Source organism: Streptomyces sp. NPDC003011, assembly GCF_053591515.1.
Window position 1 is genome coordinate 104,651 of sequence record NZ_JBSFTY010000012.1, and the last position, 20,420, is coordinate 125,070.

Sequence of the window (20,420 nt, forward strand, 5' to 3'; positions counted from 1 at the left end):
TGAGGCACCAGGAAGTCCGCCTCGGGGGAGGCCCGTCATGAAGCGCTCCGGACCCCTGGTCACGCTGCTCGCGGGACTGCTGTTCGGCCTGTTCCTGCTGGTGCTCAACTCGACGACGGGAACGAAGGCCTCGTCGTCCGCGCAGCCCGTCGGGGATTCGCCCACGGCCGCGGTGTCACCGACGCCCACGAGACCCACCCCGTCACCGACCGCGACCCCGGCCCCGGCTCCCGTTCCGGACGCGGACTACGCGGGCCGTACCGACGACGACTCGGCCGCCGTCGCCGTGACCCTGCGCGACGGCAGGGCGGTCGCGTACTTCTGCGACGGCCGCGCCAAGGAGTCCTGGCTGAAGGGCGACGTCGCGGACGACGGGACGATGAGGCTCACCGGCAAGCACGGCGCGAGGCTGACCGGCACGCTCAAGGAGGGCAAGCGGATCCGCGGCACGGTCGACATCGACGGCGGGCGCCACGCCTTCACCGCCGGCAAGACGAAGAAGCCGTCGGGGCTGTACCGGGCGACCGCCACGGTGCGCGAGGCGAAGATCGACGGCGGCTGGATCGTGCTGAGGGACGGTACGCAGGTCGGCATCCTCACCCGCGACGCGAAGCCCGCCCCCGCGCCCCGGATCGACCCCGCGACCGGCGCTGTGACGGTCGACGGACACGAGCTCACGGCACGCCCCGTGACCCCCTGACCGCCCGCAGCCCCAGGAGCCGGCCATGACCGTCGACCCGAACGCCGCCACCCAGGGCTTCCCCGCCCCCCAGCCGGGCCCCCGCCGCCCGCACCCCGCCCGCTACCTGGTCCCGGCGCTGGTGGCCGGCGCGGTCGCGGTCGTCCTGGGCGTGTACGGCAAGGTCCACGACCCGGCCGGGACCGCCTTCAACCTCGCCGGCTTCAGCGGCACGGGGGCGGTGAAGTCGTGGCTGGCGACCGCCGCCTTCTTCTTCGCGCTGGTCCAGCCGGCCTCGGCGGCGATGGTCTACGGCAGGCTGCCGGGCCCGCGCTGGTCACCGGCGCTGCACCGCTGGTCGGGCCGTGCGGCGTTCCTGGTGTCCGTGCCGGTCGCGGTGCACTGTCTGTACGCGCTGGGCTACCAGACGTACGAACCGCGCGTTTTGTGGCACTCTCTCCTGGGTTGTTTCTTCTTCGGTGCCTTCAGTGCCAAGATGCTGCTGCTCCGCTGGGAGCGACTTCCCGGCTGGCTGCTGCCCTTCGCCGGCGGGCTGGTCCTCGTCGTTCTCACGGTCATCTGGCTGACCTCTGCCCTCTGGTTCTTCCGCACCTTCGGAGTGACGACATGACTGACAGCCCGACGCGACGCACCATCCTCCTCGCGGCGAGCGCGGCGGGCGCGGCGGCACTGACCGCCGGTTGCGGCGAGTACGGCGACGACGGCGGCTCCTCGGCCTCGGACGCCTCACCCGGCCAGGAGCTGGCGAGGACGGCCGACATCCCGGTCGGCGGCGGCACGATCTTCAAGGACGAGAAGGTCGTCGTCACCCAGCCGAAGGAGGGCGAGTTCAAGGCCTTCTCGAACATCTGCACGCACGCTCAGTGTCCGGTCGCCAGTGTCTCGGACGGCACCATCAACTGCACCTGCCACGGCAGCAAGTTCAGCATCGCGGACGGTTCGGTGGCCACCCCGCCGGCGACGAAGCCGCTGCCCGAGAAGGCGATCACGGTCCAGGGGGACTCGATCCGCCTGGCGTGATCCTCCGGGCCTGATCCGCCGGGCCTGATCCACCGGGCCTGATCCACCGGGCCTGATCCGCACGGCCGGGCAGGCCCGTCAGGCGTCCCAGAGCGCTCCGAGCGTCGCCAGTTCACTCTGGTACTCGATCCGGTCGGCCCACTGCGCCGGCCACACCTCCGCGCCCAGGTGGGCGCCCGCGAAGGCCCCCGCCAGGCAGGCGATCGAGTCGGAGTCGCCGGAGGTGCAGGCGGCCCGCCGCAGGGCCGTCACCGGCTCGTCAGCGAACAGCAGGAAGCACAACAGCCCGGTCGCCAGGGCCTCTTCGGCGATCCAGCCCGCACCGGTGGCCAGACACGGGTCGGTCTCCGGCGACGGAGCCCGCAGCGCGTCCCGGAGCCGGTCCAGCACCTCCAGGCACTCGTCCCACCCCCGCGCCATGAAGTGCTCGGGCGTGGGGTCCTGGCTCCGCGTCCACAGATCGCCGAGCCAGCGCTCGTGGTAGTGGGCGCGGTTCTCGTGGGCGTACGACCGCAGCAGCCCGACGAGTTCGGCGGGCTCGGCTCCGAGCGCGAGCAGCCGTACGGCGTGCGCGGTGAGGTCGGACGCGGCGAGGGCGGTCGGATGCCCGTGGGTGAGCGCGGCCTGCAACTGGGCGGCGCCGGCGCGCTGTTCGTCGCTCAGCCCGGGAACGAGCCCGACAGGCGCGACGCGCATGGTGGCGCCGCAGCCCTTGGAGCCGAGCTGGCTGGCGTCCTGCCAGGGCAGGCCGGCGCGCTCCAGCAGACCGCACGCGGTGAGACAGGTGGTGCCGGGAGCCCGGTTGTTCTCCGGTGAGCGATTCCACGCGATGAACTCCAGGCGCACCGCCTGCGCCATGCCCACGGGCCCGAGCACTCCCCGGTCCATGGCCGTCCGCATTCCCCGTCCCAGCGCCAGCGTCATCTGCGTGTCGTCGGTGACGATCGCGGGCGTCGGCAGCTCCATCCGGCGCCATGGCCCGCAGGTGGCGAGGATCGAGGGCACGTCGTCGAACTCGGTCGGAAATCCGAGCGCGTCCCCGAGGGCGAGCCCGACGAGCGCTCCCGTGGCGGCGCGCTTGGTGAGGATCGTGGTCATGCGGGGCGTCCTTCCCGGGACGGTCGCAGCGACGGCCGCCGGGAGCCGGCCGTACCCGCGCGGTACGACGCGGCCTGCTCAGCCCTGCCCTGATCCCGGGCCGGGCATACGCCTACAGGTCGACTTCCTTCATCAGCATCCCGACCTCCGTGTTCGACAGCCGCCGCAGCCAGCCCGACTTCTGGTCGCCCAGGGTGATCGGCCCGAAGGAGACCCGGACCAGCTTGTCGACCGGGAAGCCCGCCTCGGCGAGCATGCGGCGCACGATGTGCTTGCGGCCCTCGTGGAGGGTCACCTCGACCAGGTAGTTCTTGCCGGTCTGCTCGACGACCCGGAAGTGGTCCGCCTTCGCGTACCCGTCCTCCAGCTGGATGCCGTTCTTGAGCTGCTTGCCCAGGTCGCGCGGGATCGGGCCGACGATGTGCGCGAGGTAGACCTTCTTCACGCCGTACCTGGGGTGGGTCAGCCGGTGCGCCAGCTCGCCGTGGTTGGTGAGCAGGATGATGCCCTCGGTCTCGGTGTCGAGCCGCCCGACGTGGAAGAGCCTGGTCTCACGGTTGGTGACGTAGTCGCCGAGGCACTGCCGGCCCTCGGTGTCCTCCATCGTGGAGACGACACCGGCGGGCTTGTTCAGCGCGAAGAACTGGTACGACTGGGTCGCGACCGTCAGGCCGTCGACCTTGACCTCGTCCTTCTCCGGGTCGACCCGCTTGCCCTGCTCCATGACGATCTCGCCGTTGACCTCGACCCGCGCCTGCTCGATCAGCTCCTCGCAGGCGCGCCGGGAGCCGTAGCCCGCGCGCGCGAGGACCTTCTGCAGCCGCTCGCCCTCCTGCTCGGCGCCCGGGAAGGTCTTGGGCAGCTTGACGTCCTTCTTGTCCGCGTACCGCTCGCGGTTGCGCTCCTCGGCCCGCGTCTCGTACTCACGCGAGGTCGCCGGAGCCGTCCGCCCGCGCTGCTGGGGCTTCTTCGGCCCGCCCTTGGCGCCGCCGCGGGCCGCGCCGCCGCGCCCCGCCTTCGGGCCCTCGTGGGACGCGCTGGGGCCCACGTCGTAGCGGCGCTCCTCGGGGCGGGGCTTGCTGGGACGGCCCTGACCCTTGCCCTGGCCCTGGCTCTTGGCCTGGCCCTGACCCTTGCCCGGGCCCTGCTTCTGGTCCCTGTTGTTTCCGGCGCCGCGGTGGTTACCGCGCCCGCCGCTCTTGCCACTACCGCTGCCGCTGCTTCGCATCAAAGTTCCGTCGTCGTCCTAATCGGCATGTCCGTCTTGGGACCGTCGTCCGGGTCCGGGGCGTCCGGATCGAACGACGGGACGCCTTCCTGGGTCTCGGCCTCGATCGCCTCCGCCTCCGGGAGGAAGGGCGCGAGCTCCGGGAGCTCGTCCAGACCGCGCAGGCCCATCCGCTCCAGAAAGTAGTTCGTCGTCACGTACAGGATCGCACCTGTTTCGGGTTCCGTGCCCGCCTCCTCGACCAGACCGCGCTGGAGGAGGGTGCGCATCACGCCGTCGCAGTTGACTCCGCGGACCGCGGAGACCCGGCTGCGGCTCACCGGCTGGCGGTAGGCGACCACCGCGAGGGTCTCCAGCGCGGCCTGGGTGAGCCGGGCCTGCTGGCCGTCCAGGACGAAACCCTCGACGGCCGCCGCGAACTCGGGCCGGCTGTAGAAACGCCAGCCGCCCGCGATCAGCCGCAGCTCGAAGCCGCGCCCCTGCACGGTGTACTCGTCGGCCAGCTCCCGCAGCGCGTCCCCGATCTGCCGCCTGGACCGCTGGAGTATCTTCGCCAGGTGCTCCTCGGTCGCGGGCTCGTCCACGACCATGAGGACGGCCTCCAGGGCCGGCTTGAGGTCGAGGCCGGCCACCGTACGCGGGCCCGCCGGGACGTCGGTCGTCTCCTCGCTCATGCCTTCTTCTCCTCCTCGGGCTCGGCGGGCGGCCGGTCGAACTCGTCCGTGACTCTCGGCGCCGCGTCCCCGTCGCCGCCGGTCCAGCGCACCAGCAGGTCACCGAGGGCGGTCTCCTGGTCGAGGGCCACGGCCTTCTCCCGGTAGAGCTCCAGCAGGGCCAGGAAGCGCGCCACGACGGTCAGCGTGTCGTCGGCGTCCGCCACCAGCGTCCGGAAACTGGCCTCCCCCAGTTCCTTCAGCCGCGCGACCACGATCCCGGCCTGCTCCTGCACGCTCACCAGCGGCGCGTGGATGTGGTCGACGTACACCTGCGGCCTGGGCCTGGGCTGCATCGCCTTGACGGCGAGCTTCGCGAACCCTTCCGCGCCGATCCTGATGACCACCTCGGGCAGCAGCCGGGCGTGGTGGGGTTCGAGTCCGACGGTACGGGGGTGGCGGCGGCCCTCCTCGTCGAGGCGGCCGCTGAAGATGTCGGCGATCTGCTTGTAGGCGCGGTACTGGAGGAGCCGCGCGAACAGCAGGTCCCGGGCCTCCAGCAGGGCCAGGTCGGCCTCGTCCTCCACCTCGGCGGCGGGCAGCAGCCGCGCGGCCTTCAGGTCGAGCAGGGTCGCGGCCACGACGAGGAACTCCGTCGTCTGGTCCAGGTCCCAGTCGGGCCCCATCGCCCTGATGTGCGCCATGAACTCGTCGGTCACCTTGGACAGCGCGACCTCGGTGACGTCCAGCTTGTGCCGGGAGATCAGCTGGAGGAGCAGATCGAAGGGACCCTCGAAGTTGGACAGGCGGACCGTGAAGACGCCGTCGGCGGGTTCCGCCGCCTCCGCGGCAGCCGCGGACTCCCCGGCCGGAGGCCGCTGCACCGGAGCGGGAGGTTCCGGCACCGGCGGCGGCCCGGCCGGAACCAGTGGCGGCCCGGCCGCGGCCGACTCCGCCGTCGGCCCTCGTCCCAGCGCACGCCGACGGCCGGCCGGTGCGCCGGTGCCGGGAGGAGCGTCCTTCGAGGTCATGGCCCCCGCAGGCTACCGTTACCGCCCGCGCAGCCGTCGTACGAGGATGCTCGCGTCCCCGCGGGACTCCAGATCGGCCAGCACGACGGCGACCGCTTCCCGCACGATCCGTCCGCGGTCCACGGCCAGCCCGTGCTCGCCCCGCAGCACCAGGCGCGCGTGTTCCAGATCCATGAGTTCCTCGGCGGACACGTACACCGTGATCTTCTCGTCGTGCCGTTCCCGCCCGCTGGGCCGCCGTGCGGCCGCCCGGCCGCGCTTGCGGGACGCGGCGCCGGCCGGGCCTCCCGCACCCGCGGCAGAACCTTCCTGCGCCCCCTGGCGCCGCGTGGAGCGCTCCGCGCCCCGGCTGCGGGACTCGCCGTCAGCCGCTTCGGCGCCGGCCGCCACGTGCTCCGCGCCGTCGCCGTCGCCGCCCTGTGCGGGCACCGACTGCGGTGCGTCCTCCGCCGCGGACGAGGGCGACCCGGCCGCGGCCTGGTCGCTCTCCCCCGCCGGAGCCGGCACCCGGGCCTCGCCGTTGGCCGGGCGCCGGGGAGTGGACGGCTGGAGCGCCATTCCCCCTGTCGTACGGAACAGTTCGTCGGCCCCCGGCAGACTCACTCGGCGTGACACCGGGCGAGCACCTCCCTGGCGAGCTGGCGGTAGGCGGCGGCGCCGACGGAGTTGGAGGCGTACGTGGTGATCGGCTCACCGGCGACCGTGGTCTCCGGGAAGCGGACCGTGCGCCCGATGACCGTGTGGTAGACGTGGTCGTCGAACGCCTCCACGACCCGCGCGAGCACCTCACGGCTGTGCACGGTGCGCGAGTCGTACATCGTGGCCAGGATCCCGTCGAGCTCCAGCTCGGGGTTGAGCCGCTCCTGGACCTTCTCGATGGTCTCCGTCAGCAGCGCGACACCTCGAAGGGCGAAGAACTCGCACTCCAGAGGCACTATCACCTTGTGCGCGGCCGTCAGGGCGTTGACCGTGAGCAGGCCGAGCGAGGGCTGACAGTCGATCACGATGTAGTCGTAGTCGGCCATGAGCGGCTTCAGGGCGCGTTGCAGCGTCGACTCGCGCGCGACCTCGGAGACCAGCTGGACCTCGGCGGCGGACAGGTCGATGTTGCTGGGCAGCAGGTCCATGTTGGGGACCGCCGTCTTCAGGAGGACCTCGTCGGCCGCCATGCCCCGCTCCATGAGCAGGTTGTAGACGGTGAGGTCGAGCTCCATCGGGTTGACACCGAGACCGACCGACAGCGCGCCCTGCGGGTCGAAGTCCACGAGCAGCACACGACGGCCGTACTCCGCGAGGGCGGCACCCAGGTTGATGGTCGACGTCGTCTTGCCGACGCCGCCCTTCTGGTTGCACATCGCGATGATCGTCGCGGGACCGTGACTGGTCAGCGGTCCCGGGATCGGGAAGTACGGCAGCGGGCGCCCGGTCGGGCCGATGCGCTCGCGGCGCTGGCGGGCAGCGTCGGGCGCGAGCGTGGCCGCGTACTCGGGATCGGGCTCGTACTCGGCGTCGGGGTCGTAGAAGTGCCCGTCGGGCAGTTCGTCGTAGTCGGCGAAGTGGTTGTGGGGCGCGCCACTCCCGTCGCCGGCCATGGCGTTCACGTGATGGCCATCCATGCTCTGGTGTGTCCGAGTCGCCTGCGGACTCTGGTGGGCTGCGAAGGTGCGCACCGCGACGGAGCCGACAGCCTCGAACCCCGCGGGGCCCTGGGCCCGTGCAGGCATTCCTGGTTGACCACCCCCGGGAGAAAATGTCGACTCATTCACAAGTCGTCTTACCTCCTTGGTGACCAGGAAACTTCTAGACAGGTCAGCGTGGCACCATGCCGACGGTTGGCGACTCTATGGCGTGTCGGGCGTCCGCAGCAACACAATCCGCCGTACCCGGCAGGATGTGTCGGCAATGAAACATCCCTCTGTCAAGGGCGTACGGCCGTCGCACGGTGGGTTTCACCGGTGTACGAATCGGTTCAAGGGTTACGTTCGAGGCGAGTTGACCTAGAGGCGCAAAGTGACCATACACACACCGGGCCGGACCTTGTCGGGCAAGGTCCGGCCGGGTGGGTGTGGTTGACGACCTCTGTTGACGTATCGACCTTTACCAAAAGGAGACTTAACGTCGTCGGTCAGCCGAGCAGCGTCTCCAGCTCCAGGTGCTCCAGGCCGTGCGCCTCGGCGACCTCGCGGTAAACCACCTTGCCGTCATGGGCGTTGAGGCCCTTGGCGAGCGCCGGGTCGCGGCGCAGCGCCTCCACCCAGCCCCGGTCGGCGAGTTCGACGATGTAGGGCAGCGTGGCGTTGGTGAGCGCGTAGGTGGAGGTGTTGGGCACCGCGCCGGGCATGTTGGCCACGCAGTAGAAGACCGAGTTGTGCACCGGGAAGGTCGGCTCGGCGTGGGTGGTGGGGCGGGAGTCCTCGAAGCAGCCGCCCTGGTCGATCGCGATGTCGACAAGGACACTCCCCGGCTTCATGCGCGACACGAGCTCGTTGGTGACGAGCTTCGGCGCCTTGGCGCCCGGGATGAGCACGGCACCGATCACCAGGTCGGCCTCCAGGCAGGCCTTCTCCAGTTCGAAGGCGTTGGAGACGACGGTCTGGATCTTCGTACCGAAGATCTTGTCGGCCTCCTTGAGCTTGTTGATGTCCTTGTCGAGCAGGGTCACGTGGAAGCCCATGCCGATGGCGATCTGCGCGGCGTTCCAGCCGGAGACGCCACCGCCGATGACGACGGCCTTGGCGGCCAGCACCCCCGGGACACCCCCGGGCAGCACACCGCGGCCGCCGTTGGCGCGCATCAGGTGGTAGGCGCCGACCTGGGGCGCGAGCCGGCCCGCGACCTCGGACATGGGGGCGAGCAGCGGGAGCGCGCGGCCGGGCAGCTCGACCGTCTCGTAGGCGATCGCGGTGGTACCGGACTCGACGAGGGCGTCCGTGCACTCCTTGGAGGCGGCCAGGTGCAGGTAGGTGAAGAGCGTCTGGTCCTTGCGCAGCCGGTGGTACTCCTCGGCGATGGGCTCCTTGACCTTGAGGAGCAGGTCCGCGGTGGCCCACACCTCGTCGGCGGTCGGGAGGATCCGCGCGCCGGCGGCGACGTACTCGTCGTCCGTGATCGATGAGCCGACGCCGGCACCGTGCTCGACGACGACCTGGTGGCCGTGGCGTACCAGCTCGTGCACACCGGCGGGGGTGATGGCCACCCGGAACTCGTTGTTCTTGACCTCGCGGGGGATGCCGACCTTCACGTCGATCACGGTCCTTGGCTCAGAGAATGTGGGGGCATTACGAGACATACCCAGGCATGCGGGGGCACACCGGGAGACACCGCAGGAGAAGGTGCGGCAGAGCCAGTCTAATGAAGGTGTTCCCGCTGTCTAGCCTTTCTTTGCATCAATCTTCAGCGGATGTACTACGGATTTCGCAGGCGTTAGCACCGTGTTCCACGTGATGGGGCTGCTCGGGCTCCGGCTCGGCCTTCGTTTCGGGCTCCGCCTGCTCCTCCTCCAGCAGCCGCTCGGCGGTGCCCCGGTGCAGCGCGGCGGCCGTCGGGTCGCCGAGGTGATCCAGCGTGTCGGCGAGCCGCAGATGGAGCGCGGCCTGGAGGCGGACGTCCTCGGCGCGGCGCGCCCACTCCACCGCCTCCAGGCAGGTGCGCAGGGACTCCTCGGGCCGCCCGGCGTACTCCTGGACGCGTGCCAGTTCGCTCAACGCCCGCGCGTGGGCGGCCAGATCACCGTTCTTGCGGTGCCCGGCGACCGCGGCCCGCCAGTTGCGCTGCGCCTCGCCGTACCGGCCCGCGAACGTGTGCGCGGCGGCGATACGGCCGTACAGCCGGGCGGCGTCCGCCCGCTCGTCCCGGGCCAGCCGCTGGGCGAGCGCCCGGCCGAACCAGTCGGCGGCCCGGTCGTAGTCCCCGAGCTCCAGGTGGGCGCCGCCTACGGATTCCATCGCGCGGCCGGTCGCATACGGGTCGTCCGCCTCCCGTCCCGCGTCCAGTGCCGCCCGATAGCGCGCCAGCGCCTCGGTCGTGCGGCCGGTCCGGGCGTCCAGGTCGGCCAGGTTCAGCAGGGCGGCGGCCCGCTCCCGGGGCAGGTGGCGGCGCTCGGCCACGTCGAGGACGAGGCCGTGGATGCCGTACAGGTCGGGCGCGGCGGCCCGGGTGCCGAAGTGGGCGACCATGGCCCGCACGAGCTGGGACATCAGACGCCGGGCGAGGGTGTCCAGCTCCCCGTCGCCGACCGCGTGGCGGGCCGCGGCGAGCAGGGCGGGCCTGCGCAGCGTCAGCCAGTCGGCGGCCGCCCGGGGGCTGGGGAAGCGCAGGGCGCGGGGCATGCCCTGGAGCTTCTCGCGGGCGTCGGGGTTGTCGGTCTCGGTGATGGCCCGGCAGGACTGCAGCAGCCGTACGGTCCGCTCCAGCATGCGGGCGCGGGCCAGCTGGAGCTCGGCGGGACGGTCCTGGGTCTCGGCGAGCGCCTTCAGCAGGGGGTGCAGACAGCCGGGGACCTCGTACTGCGGCAGCGGGGAGTCCGCCGCGTGCAGCAGGCCGAGGGCGACGAAGTCGTCCAGGGTGGCGCGGGCGTCACTCACCGAGCAGCCCGCGAGCGCGGACGCGGTGTGCGGGTCGACCAGGCCGGCCGGGGCGAGCGCGAGCAGCCGCAGCATCCGGGCGGCGGAACCCGGCAGGGAGGCGTGGACGAGCCGGAAGATCCGGCTGAGCGGGCCGCCCTCGTCGCTCTCGGCGTGCAGTTGCTTGGCGAGGTCGGAGACGGCCGCCTTGGGACGGGCGGCGAGCCAGCCGCCGGCCAGCATCAGCGCGGCGGGCTGGCCCTGGCACGCCTCGGCCAGGCCCTCGGCGGCCCGGGGGTCGACGGTGATGCGGACCGCCCCGGTGTGCCGGGACAGCAGCTCCACCGCCGACTTGGTGTCGAGGCCGCCCAGGGTGCAGGGGCGGACGTCCGCGATCCCGGTCAGCGGACCCCCGGAGACCGCGACGACCAGGCATTGGGGGGTGTCCGGCAGCAGGGCGTCGACCTGTTCGGCGGTGGCCGCGTCATCCAGCAGGAGCAGTGCCCGGCGGTCGGCGAGGGCGTCGCGGAGGGCCGCCGTGAGGTCGTCCTCGGCGGCGCCGGCGGGGGCCTGCACATCGAGGGCGGCGAGCAGGTCGCGGGCTGCGCGGTCGACGGGGACGGGGGTGCCGTCCGGCTCGCCGAGCCGGGCCCGCAGCACTCCGTCCCGGTAACGGTCAGCAACCTGCCGGACGAGTTCCCCGGCGAGGGCGGTGCGCCCCGAACCGGGCCTGCCCGCGATGAGGAGCACCCGCGCGCGGGGAGCCTTGCGGCCGGAGAGGGTGTCCAGCCCGGCCCGTTCGATGTCGGCGCGCAGTTCCTTCAATTCCCGTGTGCGGCCGAGGAATTGGCCTTCCGCAGAAGCCTGTGCCGACAGCTGTACGCCGCCTGCGTCCACCGCCTGGTCCGTCACGGGCCACACTCCCGTCCCACCGCACGCGCAAGCCCGCCGGGACTCCGGTTCGGGCGTTTCCAGAGCCTAGTTCACGCTCTGCTACGTTCCGGGCGGAGCGCGGCGGACACGTCCCCCGATCGGATCAACGGATCGTCACACCGGAGGTGCGAGGGGGGTGGCGGTGCCGGGGGGGCCGGGGGGCGGCGGTGCCGGGGGGCGGTGCGGGGTGCGGTCGTGCGGGGTCTGGGTTCAGGACTTGAAGGGACGGGCCGGCCAGGGCGCCTCGGCCGGGCGCAGCGCGTCGAGCCCGTCGCCGCCCCGAGCGGCGACCAGCGACAGCACGCCGACGACGAGGCAGTTGTTGTGCAGGTCGCCCGCGAGCACGGCCCCAACGAGCTCGTCGACCGGCACGCGCGCGTGCTCCATGTCGGCCTCCTCTTCCGCCACCTCGAAGCGCTCCCCCTCGGCCTCGGACAGGTCACGGGCCAGGAAGATCCGCACCGCCTCGTCACAGCCGCCGGCGGTGGTGTAGACGTCGGTGAGGACCCGCCAGTCCTCGGCCTTGACGTGCGCCTCCTCGTACAGCTCGCGCTGGGCGGCGTGCAGCGGGTTCTCGCCGGGCACGTCGAGCAGACCGGCCGGGATCTCCCACAGCTTCTGCCGCACCGGGTGGCGGTACTGCTTGATGAGCAGCACGCGGTCCTCGTCGTCGAGGGCGAGGACCGCCACCGAGCCGGGGTGGACCTGGTAGTCGCGTCGCACCACCGAGCCGTCGGGCATGACCACCTCGTCCGTGCGGACGGAGGTCTTGTTGCCCGCGAAAGGGGTCTCCGTCGCCCGGATCTCCCACGCCTCGGGGGTGTCCTTGATCGTCATGCCCTGTCCTTCCAGACGTACAGAAGTCATGTGCGAAAAACAACCGGGGTGCCCACCTTTTGAAGGTACGCACCCCGGCCACCGTACAACTGGTGTGTTACTTCGAATGCTCCCGCGCCTCGACCGCCCGCTCGACCGCCGCCTTCACCAGGCCCGCGAACAGCGGGTGCGGACGCGTCGGGCGCGAACGCAGCTCCGGGTGCGCCTGGGTGGCGACCAGGTAGGGGTGGACCTCGCGCGGGTACTCGACGTACTCGACGAGCTTGCCGTCCGGCGAGGTGCCGGAGAACAGGATGCCCGCCTTCTTCTCCAGCTCCGCGCGGTAGGCGTTGTTCACCTCGTAGCGGTGCCGGTGCCGCTCCTCGACGTACTCCTTGCCGTCGTACACCTCGCGCACGATGGAGCCCTCGGCGAGCTTGGCCGGGTACATGCCCAGGCGCATGGTGCCGCCCATGTCGCCCTCGCCGGCCACGATGTCGAGCTGCTCGGCCATGGTCGAGATGACCGGGTGGCCGGTGGCCGCGTCGAACTCGGTGGAGTTGGCGTCGGGGATGTCGGCCAGGTTCCGCGCGGCCTCGATCACGATGCACTGCAGGCCCAGGCACAGGCCCAGCAGCGGGATCCGGTTCTCGCGGGCGTAGCGGATGGCGCCGACCTTGCCGAGCACACCGCGGTCGCCGAAGCCGCCGGGGATGCAGATGCCGTCGACGTCACCGAGCTGCTGGGCGGCTCCGGCCTGGGTCTTGCAGTCGTCCGAGGTCACCCACTTGATCTTCACGCGGGCCTTGTTGGCGAAGCCGCCGGCGCGCAGCGCCTCGGTGACCGAGAGGTAGGCGTCGGGCAGGTCGATGTACTTGCCGACCAGGGCGAGGGTGATCTCGTGGTCGGGGTTGTGGACCCGGTCGAGCAGGTCGTCCCAGGTCGTCCAGTCCACGTCGCGGAACGCGAGGTCCAGCTTGCGGACCACATAGGCGTCCAGGCCCTCGCCGTGCACGGTCTTGGGGATGTCGTAGATCGAGCGGGCGTCGGGGCAGGCGACCACGGCGGCCTCGTCGACGTCGCACATCAGCGAGATCTTGCGCTTGATCGCGGTCGGCACCTCGCGGTCGCAGCGGAGCACGATCGCGTCCGGCTGGATACCGATGTTCCTGAGGGCCGCGACCGAGTGCTGGGTCGGCTTCGTCTTCAGCTCACCCGAGGGGCCGATGTACGGCAGGAGCGAGATGTGCACCACAAACACGTTGTCCCGGCCGACCTCGTGCCGGACCTGGCGCACGGTCTCCAGGAACGGCAGCGACTCGATGTCGCCGACCGTGCCGCCGACCTCGGTGATCACGACGTCGACCTCGTCCGTCGCCATGCGGCGGATGCGGTGCTTGATCTCGTTGGTGATGTGCGGGATGACCTGGACCGTGTCGCCCAGGTACTCGCCGCGCCGCTCCTTGGCGATCACCGTCGAGTAGATCTGGCCCGTGGTGACGTTGGCGGAGCCGTCCAGGTCGCGGTCGAGGAAGCGCTCGTAGTGGCCGATGTCCAGGTCGGTCTCGGCGCCGTCGTTGGTGACGAACACCTCACCGTGCTGGAAGGGGTTCATCGTGCCGGGGTCGACGTTGAGATACGGGTCGAGCTTCTGCATCACGACGCGCAGACCCCGGGCCTTGAGCAGCATGCCGAGGCTGGAGGCGGTCAGGCCCTTGCCGAGCGAGGAGGCGACACCCCCGGTGACGAAGATGTGCTTGGTCGTCGTGGCTGTGCTGTTTCGGAAAGCAGCGGGCGGCATGGCCAAGAGGGGGCTCCCGTGGTCGCGGTCTGGAGGTGCGGTGCGGCTGCCGACCCGGGAGAGTCCGGGGGTGCCGTCGCTGCGGTTCGGGGGTTTCGTGCCCACCGGTCCACGGGCTACCAGGGTATCAGCGACCGGGCGGGACGGCTCCCGGGCACGCTCCGTACACAGGTCGGCACAGACCCGTACCGACCCACGCGTATCCCACCGTTTGCTCACCCGTTCGGTCCAGTCGTGTTCCCGGGAGCGGCACGCAGATCATCTACGTGCGTCGTATCCTGCTCGGACACTCGCTGCCGAGCCCGGCCGGCAACACGGCACCACCCCCGCCCGTAAGCACCGGAACAACGAGAGCTCGTCAGATCGTTGAGCAACAGTTGTCGTTTTGCCTCACAGCGGCACGACTGTTTTGATTCACCGCTCAACGAGACGTATGACAACCCACCCCCATTGACCGCACTAGCGACAGCCCCCTTGTGGGGTGACGTGGCCGTTCGACTGGAGTTGCACGTGGCCGGGCGCATCGAAGACTACGCACTCATCGGAGACATGCAGACCGCTGCCCTGGTCTGCCGGGACGGCACGGTGGACTGGCTGTGCCTGCCCCGCTTCGACTCGCATGCCATCTTCGCCGGTCTGCTGGGTACCGAGGAACACGGCTTCTGGCGCCTGGGCCCCGCCCACGCGGCCGACGCCGAACCGCCCACCGCGGCCCGGCGCAGCTACCGCGGCGATTCCCTGATCCTGGAATCCGAGTGGGACACCCCCCGTGGCACGGTCCGCGTGACCGACTTCATGCCGCCGCGTGACGGTGCCCCGCAGCTGATCCGGATCGTGGAGGGCGTCTCGGGCCGGGTCCCGATGCGCTCCGCGCTGCGGATGCGTTTCTCGTACGGCCGGGTCGTCCCGTGGGTCCACCGGCACGAGGGCCGCACGGTGGCCGTCGCGGGCCCGGACTCCGTGTGGTTCGACACATCCGCCGAGACCTACGGCAAGTCGCTGACGACGTACTCGGACTTCACGGTCGCCCCGGGTGAGCGGATCGCGTTCACCATCTCCTGGGAGCCCTCGCACAAGCAGCCGCCGCCGCTGCCGGAGCCGGAGCAGTCGCTGGAGGCCACCGAGGACTTCTGGCGGGACTGGGTCGAGCACTGTACGTACCACGGCCCCTACCGCGAGGCCGTGATCCGCTCGCTGATCACGCTGAAGGCGCTGACGTACGCCCCGACGGGCGGCATCGTCGCCGCCCCCACGACCTCCCTGCCGGAGGAGATCGGCGGCGTCCGCAACTGGGACTACCGCTACACCTGGCTGCGGGACGCGGCCATCACCCTCTCCTCGCTGCTGCGCACCGGCTACCGCGAGGAGGCCCGCGCCTGGCGCGAGTGGCTGCTGCGGGCCGTCGCCGGCGACCCGGAGAACCTCCAGATCATGTACGGCATCGCCGGCGAGCGCGAGCTCGGCGAGGCCGAGCTGGACTGGCTGCCGGGATACGAGAGCTCCGGCCCGGTCCGGGTCGGCAACGGCGCCGCCCACCAGCTCCAGCTGGACGTGTACGGCGAGGTCACCGAGGCCCTGCACCTGGCCCACATGACGGGCCTGGCCCGCAACGACTACGCCTCCCTGCTCCAGCTCAAGCTGATCCGCTACCTGGAGCAGCACTGGGACGAGCCGGACGAGGGCATCTGGGAGGTGCGCGGTCCGCGCCGTCACTTCGTGCACTCGAAGGTGATGGCCTGGGTCGCGGTCGACCGCACCATCAAGCTGATCGAGTCCGGTGACGCGGACGGCCCGCTGGAGAGGTGGCGCGAACTGCGCGACGACATCCACCGGGACGTGTGCGAGAAGGGCTACGACAAGGAACGCAACACCTTCACGCAGTCGTACGGCTCCAAGGAGCTGGACGCCTCCTTGCTGCTGATCCCGCAGATGGGCTTCCTGCCGCCGGACGACAAGCGGGTGATCGGCACCATCGAGGCGATCCAGCGCGAGCTGTCCACGGAGGACGGCTTCATCCTGCGCTACCCGACCTCGGGCGGCGACGAGGGCGTCGACGGCCTGCCCGGCGACGAGGGCGCCTTCCTCGCCTGCTCGTTCTGGATGGCCGACGACCTCGCGATGATCGGCCGCGTGGACGAGGCCCGCAAGCTGTTCGAGAAGCTCCTGGCGCTCCGCAACGACCTCGGTCTGCTCGCCGAGGAGTGGGACCCCCGCCTCAAACGCCAGGTCGGCAACTTCCCCCAGGCCTTCAGCCACGTCCCTCTCATCGACACGGCCCTGCGGCTGACGGCGTCGGGGGCGTACGGCGGCTGAGCGCTCGTCTCCCGCAGGGAAGACGGACGCTCGGTGCGGGCCGGCCGGGGCGCACCGCGCCCGGGGCCGGCGGAGGCGGTGGAGCGGCGGCCCTGCGAGTACCAGTGCGGCGTGGGGGCCCCTGCGACCCCACGGCACGTTCCACGGCGACCACACCGATGTCCATGCCCCGCCGCCACCCGACCGCGCCTGCCCCGGCCCACGGCGGTGATCAGCCCTCGCGGATGCCACCGGCGGACGCGCGCGGGTAGCGTCCGGCTCATGAACGGCGGCAGGGACAGCGAGACGCGCGGCGGTATGCCTGGCGATTCGGGCGGCACGGGAAGCGGCGGTACGGGCGGCGGTACGGACGGCGGATTCGGCACGCACGGGGCCGGGATCACCGTGCGGCGGGCGCTGGAGCTGCCCGGACTGCGCAGCGGGCTGCCGGAGGTGCTGGCCGGCGCCGACCGCCTGCACCGGACCGTGCGCTGGGTGCACGCGGGCGAGGTCCCCCACATCGCCTCGCTGCTCAAGGGCGGCGAGCTGTTGCTGACCACGGGCTACGGCCTCGGCACGCGCCCGGCCGACCAGCGCGCGTTCGTGCGCACCCTGGCCGAGCGCGGCATCGCGGCCCTGGTCGTCGAACTGGGCCCGCGCTTCACCCGCCTGCCCGCCGCCCTCGTCGACACGGCACGGGCCACCGGTCTGCCGCTGGTCCAACTGCACCGCGAGGTGCCGTTCGTCACGGTCACCGAGGAGATCCACACCGAGATCGTCAACGGCCACTACGCCCTCCTCCAGCGGGCGGAGGAGGTGCACCGTCGCTGCACGGAGGCGCTGCTGGGCGGTGGCGGGGTACCGCAGGTCCTCGGCATCCTGGCCGGCTTCAGCGGCAACCCGGTCTTCCTGGAGACACCGGACGGCCAGCTCCTGTACGCCGCCGGGGCGGGCCCCGAGGGCGCGGACCCGCTCCAGGTCTGGGAGGGGCTGCGCGGCCGGCACAAGGACGTCCCGCCGGCCGGCGCGGTCCTGGTGGACGTGCCGGGTGGCGGGCCGGGAACGGGGTCGGTGCGGGCCCGGCTCGTCCTGCTGCCCGTCCGCGCGCCCCTCGCGCCCGTGCACGGGATGGCCGCCGAGCGGGCCGCCGGCATCCTGGCCGTGGTCCTGATGCAGGCCCGTCAGGAGGAGGAACTGGCGGCGCGCGGCCGGGGGGATTTCCTGACCGACCTCGCCGAGGGCCGGATCGCGGCGCAGGACGCGCCCGCGCAGGCGCGGGTGCTGGGCTTCAGGCCGGGCGACAGTCCGCTGCTGCCGGTGGTGATGCACCTCGGGGACGCCCTGTCCCCCGCCGGGGGAGGCTGGGCGGTCCTGGCGCGCGCGGTCGCGGAGGAGCTGGCGTCGGTGGGCGTGCCGGTCCTGTTGGGCGTACGGCCGGTCGAAGGCCGCGTCCCGCTGCTCCTGGGCCTGCGTGCGGAGTCGGAGCGGACGGCCGTGGCGGACCGGGTCGCGGCGGCGCTGCGGGCGGGGGCGGAGCGGGCGGGGGCGGAACGGGCCGGGACGCGGCGGCCGGGGGCGCAGCCGCCGGTGGTGGTGGTCGGGGTGGCGGGCGGCTGGGCGGCGGCCTCGGCGGGCCTCAGGCACGCGGCGCAGACCGCGACGGCGGCGCGGGGCCTGTCCGACCGGCCCTGGTACGACGCCCGCCGCCTGGACATCGACCTGCTGTTGTGGCGGCTGCGCGACGACCCGGACCTGGCCGCGTTCGTGGACCGTGCGATCGGCCCGGTCCGGGACCACGACAGCCGTTCCCGACCACCGCTGCTGCCCACCCTGGAGACCTACCTGGCACACGCGGGCCGCAAGGCGGAGACGGCTCGCGAACTGCACCTCAACCGGCAGACGCTGTACAACCGCCTCGCCCGCATCGGGGAGTTGCTCGGCACGGACCTCGACGACCCGCAGACGGTGCTGGCGTTGAGCCTGGCCCTGCGGGCACGCCGGCTCGTTCCGTAACCCGGGGGCTCGTCGGATCGACGGTCCTGGCGCTGAGCCCGGCCCTGCGGACACGCCGGCTCGCCCCGGAGCCCGGCGCCCGTCAGATCAACGGCCGCGGCTGGGTCAACTCGTCGTAGACACTGAGGACCTGGGCGACGGTCTCGTCCTCGGTCGGCCAGGTGGCCGCCTGCCGGACGCCCTTCTCCCTGAGGGACTCCTGACGTCCGGGGTCACCGAGGAGCCGTACGACGGCGTCGGCGAACGCCTCGGAGTCACCGGGAGGGACCAGTTCGGCCGCGTCGCCGACGAGTTCGGGAATGCCGCCGGAGCCGGCGGCGACGAGCGGCACGCGCGCCTGGAGGGCCTCCTGGGCGAGGACGGACCGCGACTCCCCGCCGCTCGGCAGGAGGGCGAGGTCGGCGGCGGCGAGCAGGTCGGTGATGTCGTCCCGTCGGCCGATGAGCCGGACCGGCAGCCCCTCGTCCGTGATCCGTCGCTGCAACTCGGCGCGCGACGGCCCCTCTCCCGCGATCACCACCAGCGGCACGGGGTCGAGGTGGCGCCACGCGCGGGCGGCGTCCAGCAGCGTGTCGTAGCCCCGCCGACGGTCGAGCGAGCCGACGGCCATCAGCAACGGGCGCCCGGTGGAACCGAGTTCGGCCCGGACCTTGGGCCGCAGCCCGTCCGGGTCGTCCGGCTCGGCGGCCGGGGCCCTGCGCGGGCCGGGCAGCGCGACGGCGGCGAGCCGCGCGTCCCGCGCGCCCGTGCGGCGGGCCCGGTCCACGAGTGCGGAGGTGGTGCCGAGCACCACGGCGGCGGCCTTCACCACCCGTCGCTCCAGCAGGCGCAGGAAGTGGGCGCGCGCTCCTTCGGCGTGCGCGCGGTCGTGCCAGGTGACGATGAGCGGGGTGCGCCGCCCGCTGAGCGCGAGCACGGCCCGGAAGGAGGCGTGCAGCCCGTGCGCGTGCACCAGGTCGGCGTTCGTGCAGGCCTGGCGCAGCACGGCCACGGAGGCCGGATCGCTGCTGCGCGGCACGTGCACGTGCTCGGCACCCGCGCCGGTGAAATCGTAGGTGTGATCGGCCTCGACGGGGGCGCACACGGTGACCCGCACGCCCCGCGCCACCAGCCCCGAGGTCAGGGAGCGCACGTGCGCGCTGCTGCCGGCGTTGCCTCCGCCGAGCACCTGCACGGTGCGCAGCGGCGACTGGCCGTGCGGTGAGTGGCTGCTCACGGGGGTCACGTGGCCGGGGCTCCTGGTTCGGCGTCGGGCGGTCACGAGGAAACGTACAGAAGGTGTCGGGCGGAGGGGTGTACCGCGCGCTTCCTACGCGTACTGCGTTCTCCGCCAAGGATGCCAGTACGTACGGGTGTTCCGGGAACCCCGTCCGCCGGACGGCCCGGCGGTTCGGCGGACGGCGTCACTCACACGAGTGAGGATGCGGGATTCTGTACGAAAACCCGAGGCCCGGGTGGGCCGGACCGTCCTCCTTCACCACGCGCCCGCCGAACGCGCCGCCTCACTCACCTTGTCCTCGCGCGCGGCCTCGACGACGAGCGCGGCGGCGTGCGCGAGCGGCCCGGCCCGCCCGGTACCCGCCGCCACGGCGGCGCCCAGGACCGCACCCAGCGCGTGCGCGCCCATGTCACCGAACAGCGCGCGCTCACCGAGATCATCGGCCAGCACAGCCAGCACGGCTGCCGCGGCCCCCAGCACGACGGCGGCCAACGCCCCGGCAGGCCCGTCCCGCAGCACCCCCGGCACACCGAGCACGAACACGGCGGCGGCCCGCCCCGGCCGTACGTCCGTGAGGTTCACGAAGTGCGCGGCGCCGGCGATCACCGCACCCGCGAGCACCTTGTCGACCGCCCGTTCCCTGAGCAGCGCCCCCCGACGAGCCCGGCCGCCGAGATCCCGAACGGCTTCACGGCCCCGCCGGTGACCTCGCCGTCGCGCAGCGACACCAGATGCGCCCGGAACCCGCGCCGGGGGGCACCGGCGCCGACGTCATCGTCGTACGCACCGCACGCCCCGGCGGCCGCCACGGCGAACCCGGCGGCCGGCCGCACCCACCCGGCTCCGGTCGCCGCCGCGACGACGGACGCGGGCCCGGCGTGCAACAGGCCGTCCGCCCGGCGTAGTTGGTCCGCTCCCAGCGGCCCCGGCCGCCGGGCACCGCGGCGCGGAGTGCGGCCGTGCCGGCCCGGGTGACGGCGACGGCGACGGCGACGGCGACGGCGAGCGTGAACGACGTGGCCCTGCGAGCCCGTTCGCTCACCGATCAGCCTCC

16 protein-coding genes and 1 pseudogene are annotated in these 20,420 nt (G+C 72.4%); 5 read left to right on the forward strand and 12 right to left on the reverse strand.

Annotated features, from left to right (window positions below; all coding sequences use genetic code 11):
- The first annotated feature begins 37 nt into the window (after positions 1-37).
- The 3 genes from ACWD0J_RS09160 to ACWD0J_RS09170 are packed head-to-tail and all read left to right on the forward strand — an operon-like array spanning position 38 to position 1,720.
- A complete protein-coding gene (locus tag ACWD0J_RS09160; protein ID WP_451495123.1) occupies positions 38-700 on the forward strand; it encodes a hypothetical protein in 663 nt (220 codons plus the stop codon).
- Positions 701-725: 25 nt separating this feature from the next.
- Positions 726-1,310, forward strand: coding sequence for a DUF6529 family protein (locus ACWD0J_RS09165; RefSeq protein WP_451495124.1), 585 nt, complete (start codon positions 726-728; stop codon positions 1,308-1,310).
- Positions 1,307-1,720, forward strand: coding sequence for a Rieske (2Fe-2S) protein (locus ACWD0J_RS09170; RefSeq protein WP_451495125.1), 414 nt, complete (start codon positions 1,307-1,309; stop codon positions 1,718-1,720). The genes ACWD0J_RS09165 and ACWD0J_RS09170 overlap by 4 nt, the downstream gene beginning before the upstream one ends.
- Positions 1,721-1,798: 78 nt before the next feature.
- Here the strand turns inward: ACWD0J_RS09170 and ACWD0J_RS09175 are convergent, their stop codons facing one another.
- The 10 genes from ACWD0J_RS09175 to ACWD0J_RS09220 all read right to left on the reverse strand — a co-directional run bounded on the left by ACWD0J_RS09175 (position 1,799) and on the right by ACWD0J_RS09220 (position 13,842).
- Positions 1,799-2,818 carry an ADP-ribosylglycohydrolase family protein gene (locus tag ACWD0J_RS09175; RefSeq protein ID WP_451495126.1) on the reverse strand — a complete coding sequence of 340 codons (1,020 nt, stop codon included), beginning with the start codon at positions 2,816-2,818 and terminating at the stop codon, positions 1,799-1,801.
- Between the two features lie 112 nt (positions 2,819-2,930).
- The gene (locus ACWD0J_RS09180; RefSeq protein ID WP_451495127.1) at positions 2,931-4,046 is read right to left on the reverse strand and encodes a pseudouridine synthase; all 1,116 of its coding nucleotides are present in this window, start codon (positions 4,044-4,046) and stop codon (positions 2,931-2,933) included.
- Positions 4,046-4,720: an SMC-Scp complex subunit ScpB gene (scpB, locus tag ACWD0J_RS09185; RefSeq protein WP_451495128.1), complete on the reverse strand. Its 675-nt coding sequence runs from the start codon at positions 4,718-4,720 to the stop codon at positions 4,046-4,048. The genes ACWD0J_RS09180 and scpB overlap by 1 nt, the downstream gene beginning before the upstream one ends.
- Positions 4,717-5,730 carry a segregation and condensation protein A gene (locus tag ACWD0J_RS09190; protein WP_451495129.1) on the reverse strand — a complete coding sequence of 338 codons (1,014 nt, stop codon included), beginning with the start codon at positions 5,728-5,730 and terminating at the stop codon, positions 4,717-4,719. The genes scpB and ACWD0J_RS09190 overlap by 4 nt, the downstream gene beginning before the upstream one ends.
- 18 nt (positions 5,731-5,748) lie before the next feature.
- A complete protein-coding gene (locus ACWD0J_RS09195) occupies positions 5,749-6,345 on the reverse strand; it encodes a hypothetical protein (protein ID WP_451495130.1) in 597 nt (198 codons plus the stop codon).
- Positions 6,330-7,454 (reverse strand): ParA family protein, encoded by a 1,125-nt coding sequence (locus ACWD0J_RS09200; RefSeq protein ID WP_451495131.1) that lies wholly within the window; start codon positions 7,452-7,454, stop codon positions 6,330-6,332. Before ACWD0J_RS09200 ends, ACWD0J_RS09195 begins: the two co-directional genes overlap by 16 nt.
- 401 nt (positions 7,455-7,855) lie before the next feature.
- Positions 7,856-8,980: an alanine dehydrogenase gene (ald, locus tag ACWD0J_RS09205; RefSeq protein ID WP_451495132.1), complete on the reverse strand. Its 1,125-nt coding sequence runs from the start codon at positions 8,978-8,980 to the stop codon at positions 7,856-7,858.
- Between the two features lie 136 nt (positions 8,981-9,116).
- The gene (locus ACWD0J_RS09210) at positions 9,117-11,204 is read right to left on the reverse strand and encodes a tetratricopeptide repeat protein (protein WP_451495133.1); all 2,088 of its coding nucleotides are present in this window, start codon (positions 11,202-11,204) and stop codon (positions 9,117-9,119) included.
- Positions 11,205-11,435: 231 nt separating this feature from the next.
- Complete coding sequence (locus ACWD0J_RS09215) at positions 11,436-12,062, reverse strand: NUDIX domain-containing protein (RefSeq protein ID WP_451495149.1); 627 nt, start codon at positions 12,060-12,062, stop codon at positions 11,436-11,438.
- A gap of 97 nt (positions 12,063-12,159) precedes the next feature.
- Entirely contained in the window at positions 12,160-13,842 is a 1,683-nt protein-coding gene (locus tag ACWD0J_RS09220) for a CTP synthase (RefSeq protein ID WP_451495134.1), read from the reverse strand.
- Positions 13,843-14,352: 510 nt separating this feature from the next.
- Here ACWD0J_RS09220 and ACWD0J_RS09225 point away from each other — a divergent pair.
- Entirely contained in the window at positions 14,353-16,155 is a 1,803-nt protein-coding gene (locus tag ACWD0J_RS09225) for a glycoside hydrolase family 15 protein (protein ID WP_451495135.1), read from the forward strand.
- 297 nt (positions 16,156-16,452) lie between these two features.
- Positions 16,453-18,147, forward strand: a complete 1,695-nt coding sequence (locus tag ACWD0J_RS09230; protein WP_451495150.1) for a PucR family transcriptional regulator — start codon at positions 16,453-16,455, stop codon at positions 18,145-18,147.
- An 82-nt stretch (positions 18,148-18,229) separates the two neighbouring features.
- On the opposite strand, the gene ACWD0J_RS09235 is transcribed toward ACWD0J_RS09230, so the two are convergent.
- Together ACWD0J_RS09235 and ACWD0J_RS09240 are read right to left on the reverse strand one after the other, a co-directional pair.
- Positions 18,230-19,372, reverse strand: coding sequence for a glycosyltransferase family 4 protein (locus ACWD0J_RS09235; protein ID WP_451495136.1), 1,143 nt, complete (start codon positions 19,370-19,372; stop codon positions 18,230-18,232).
- Between the two features lie 249 nt (positions 19,373-19,621).
- A pseudogene (locus tag ACWD0J_RS09240) lies at positions 19,622-20,408 on the reverse strand (hypothetical protein).
- Positions 20,409-20,420 lie beyond the last annotated feature (12 nt).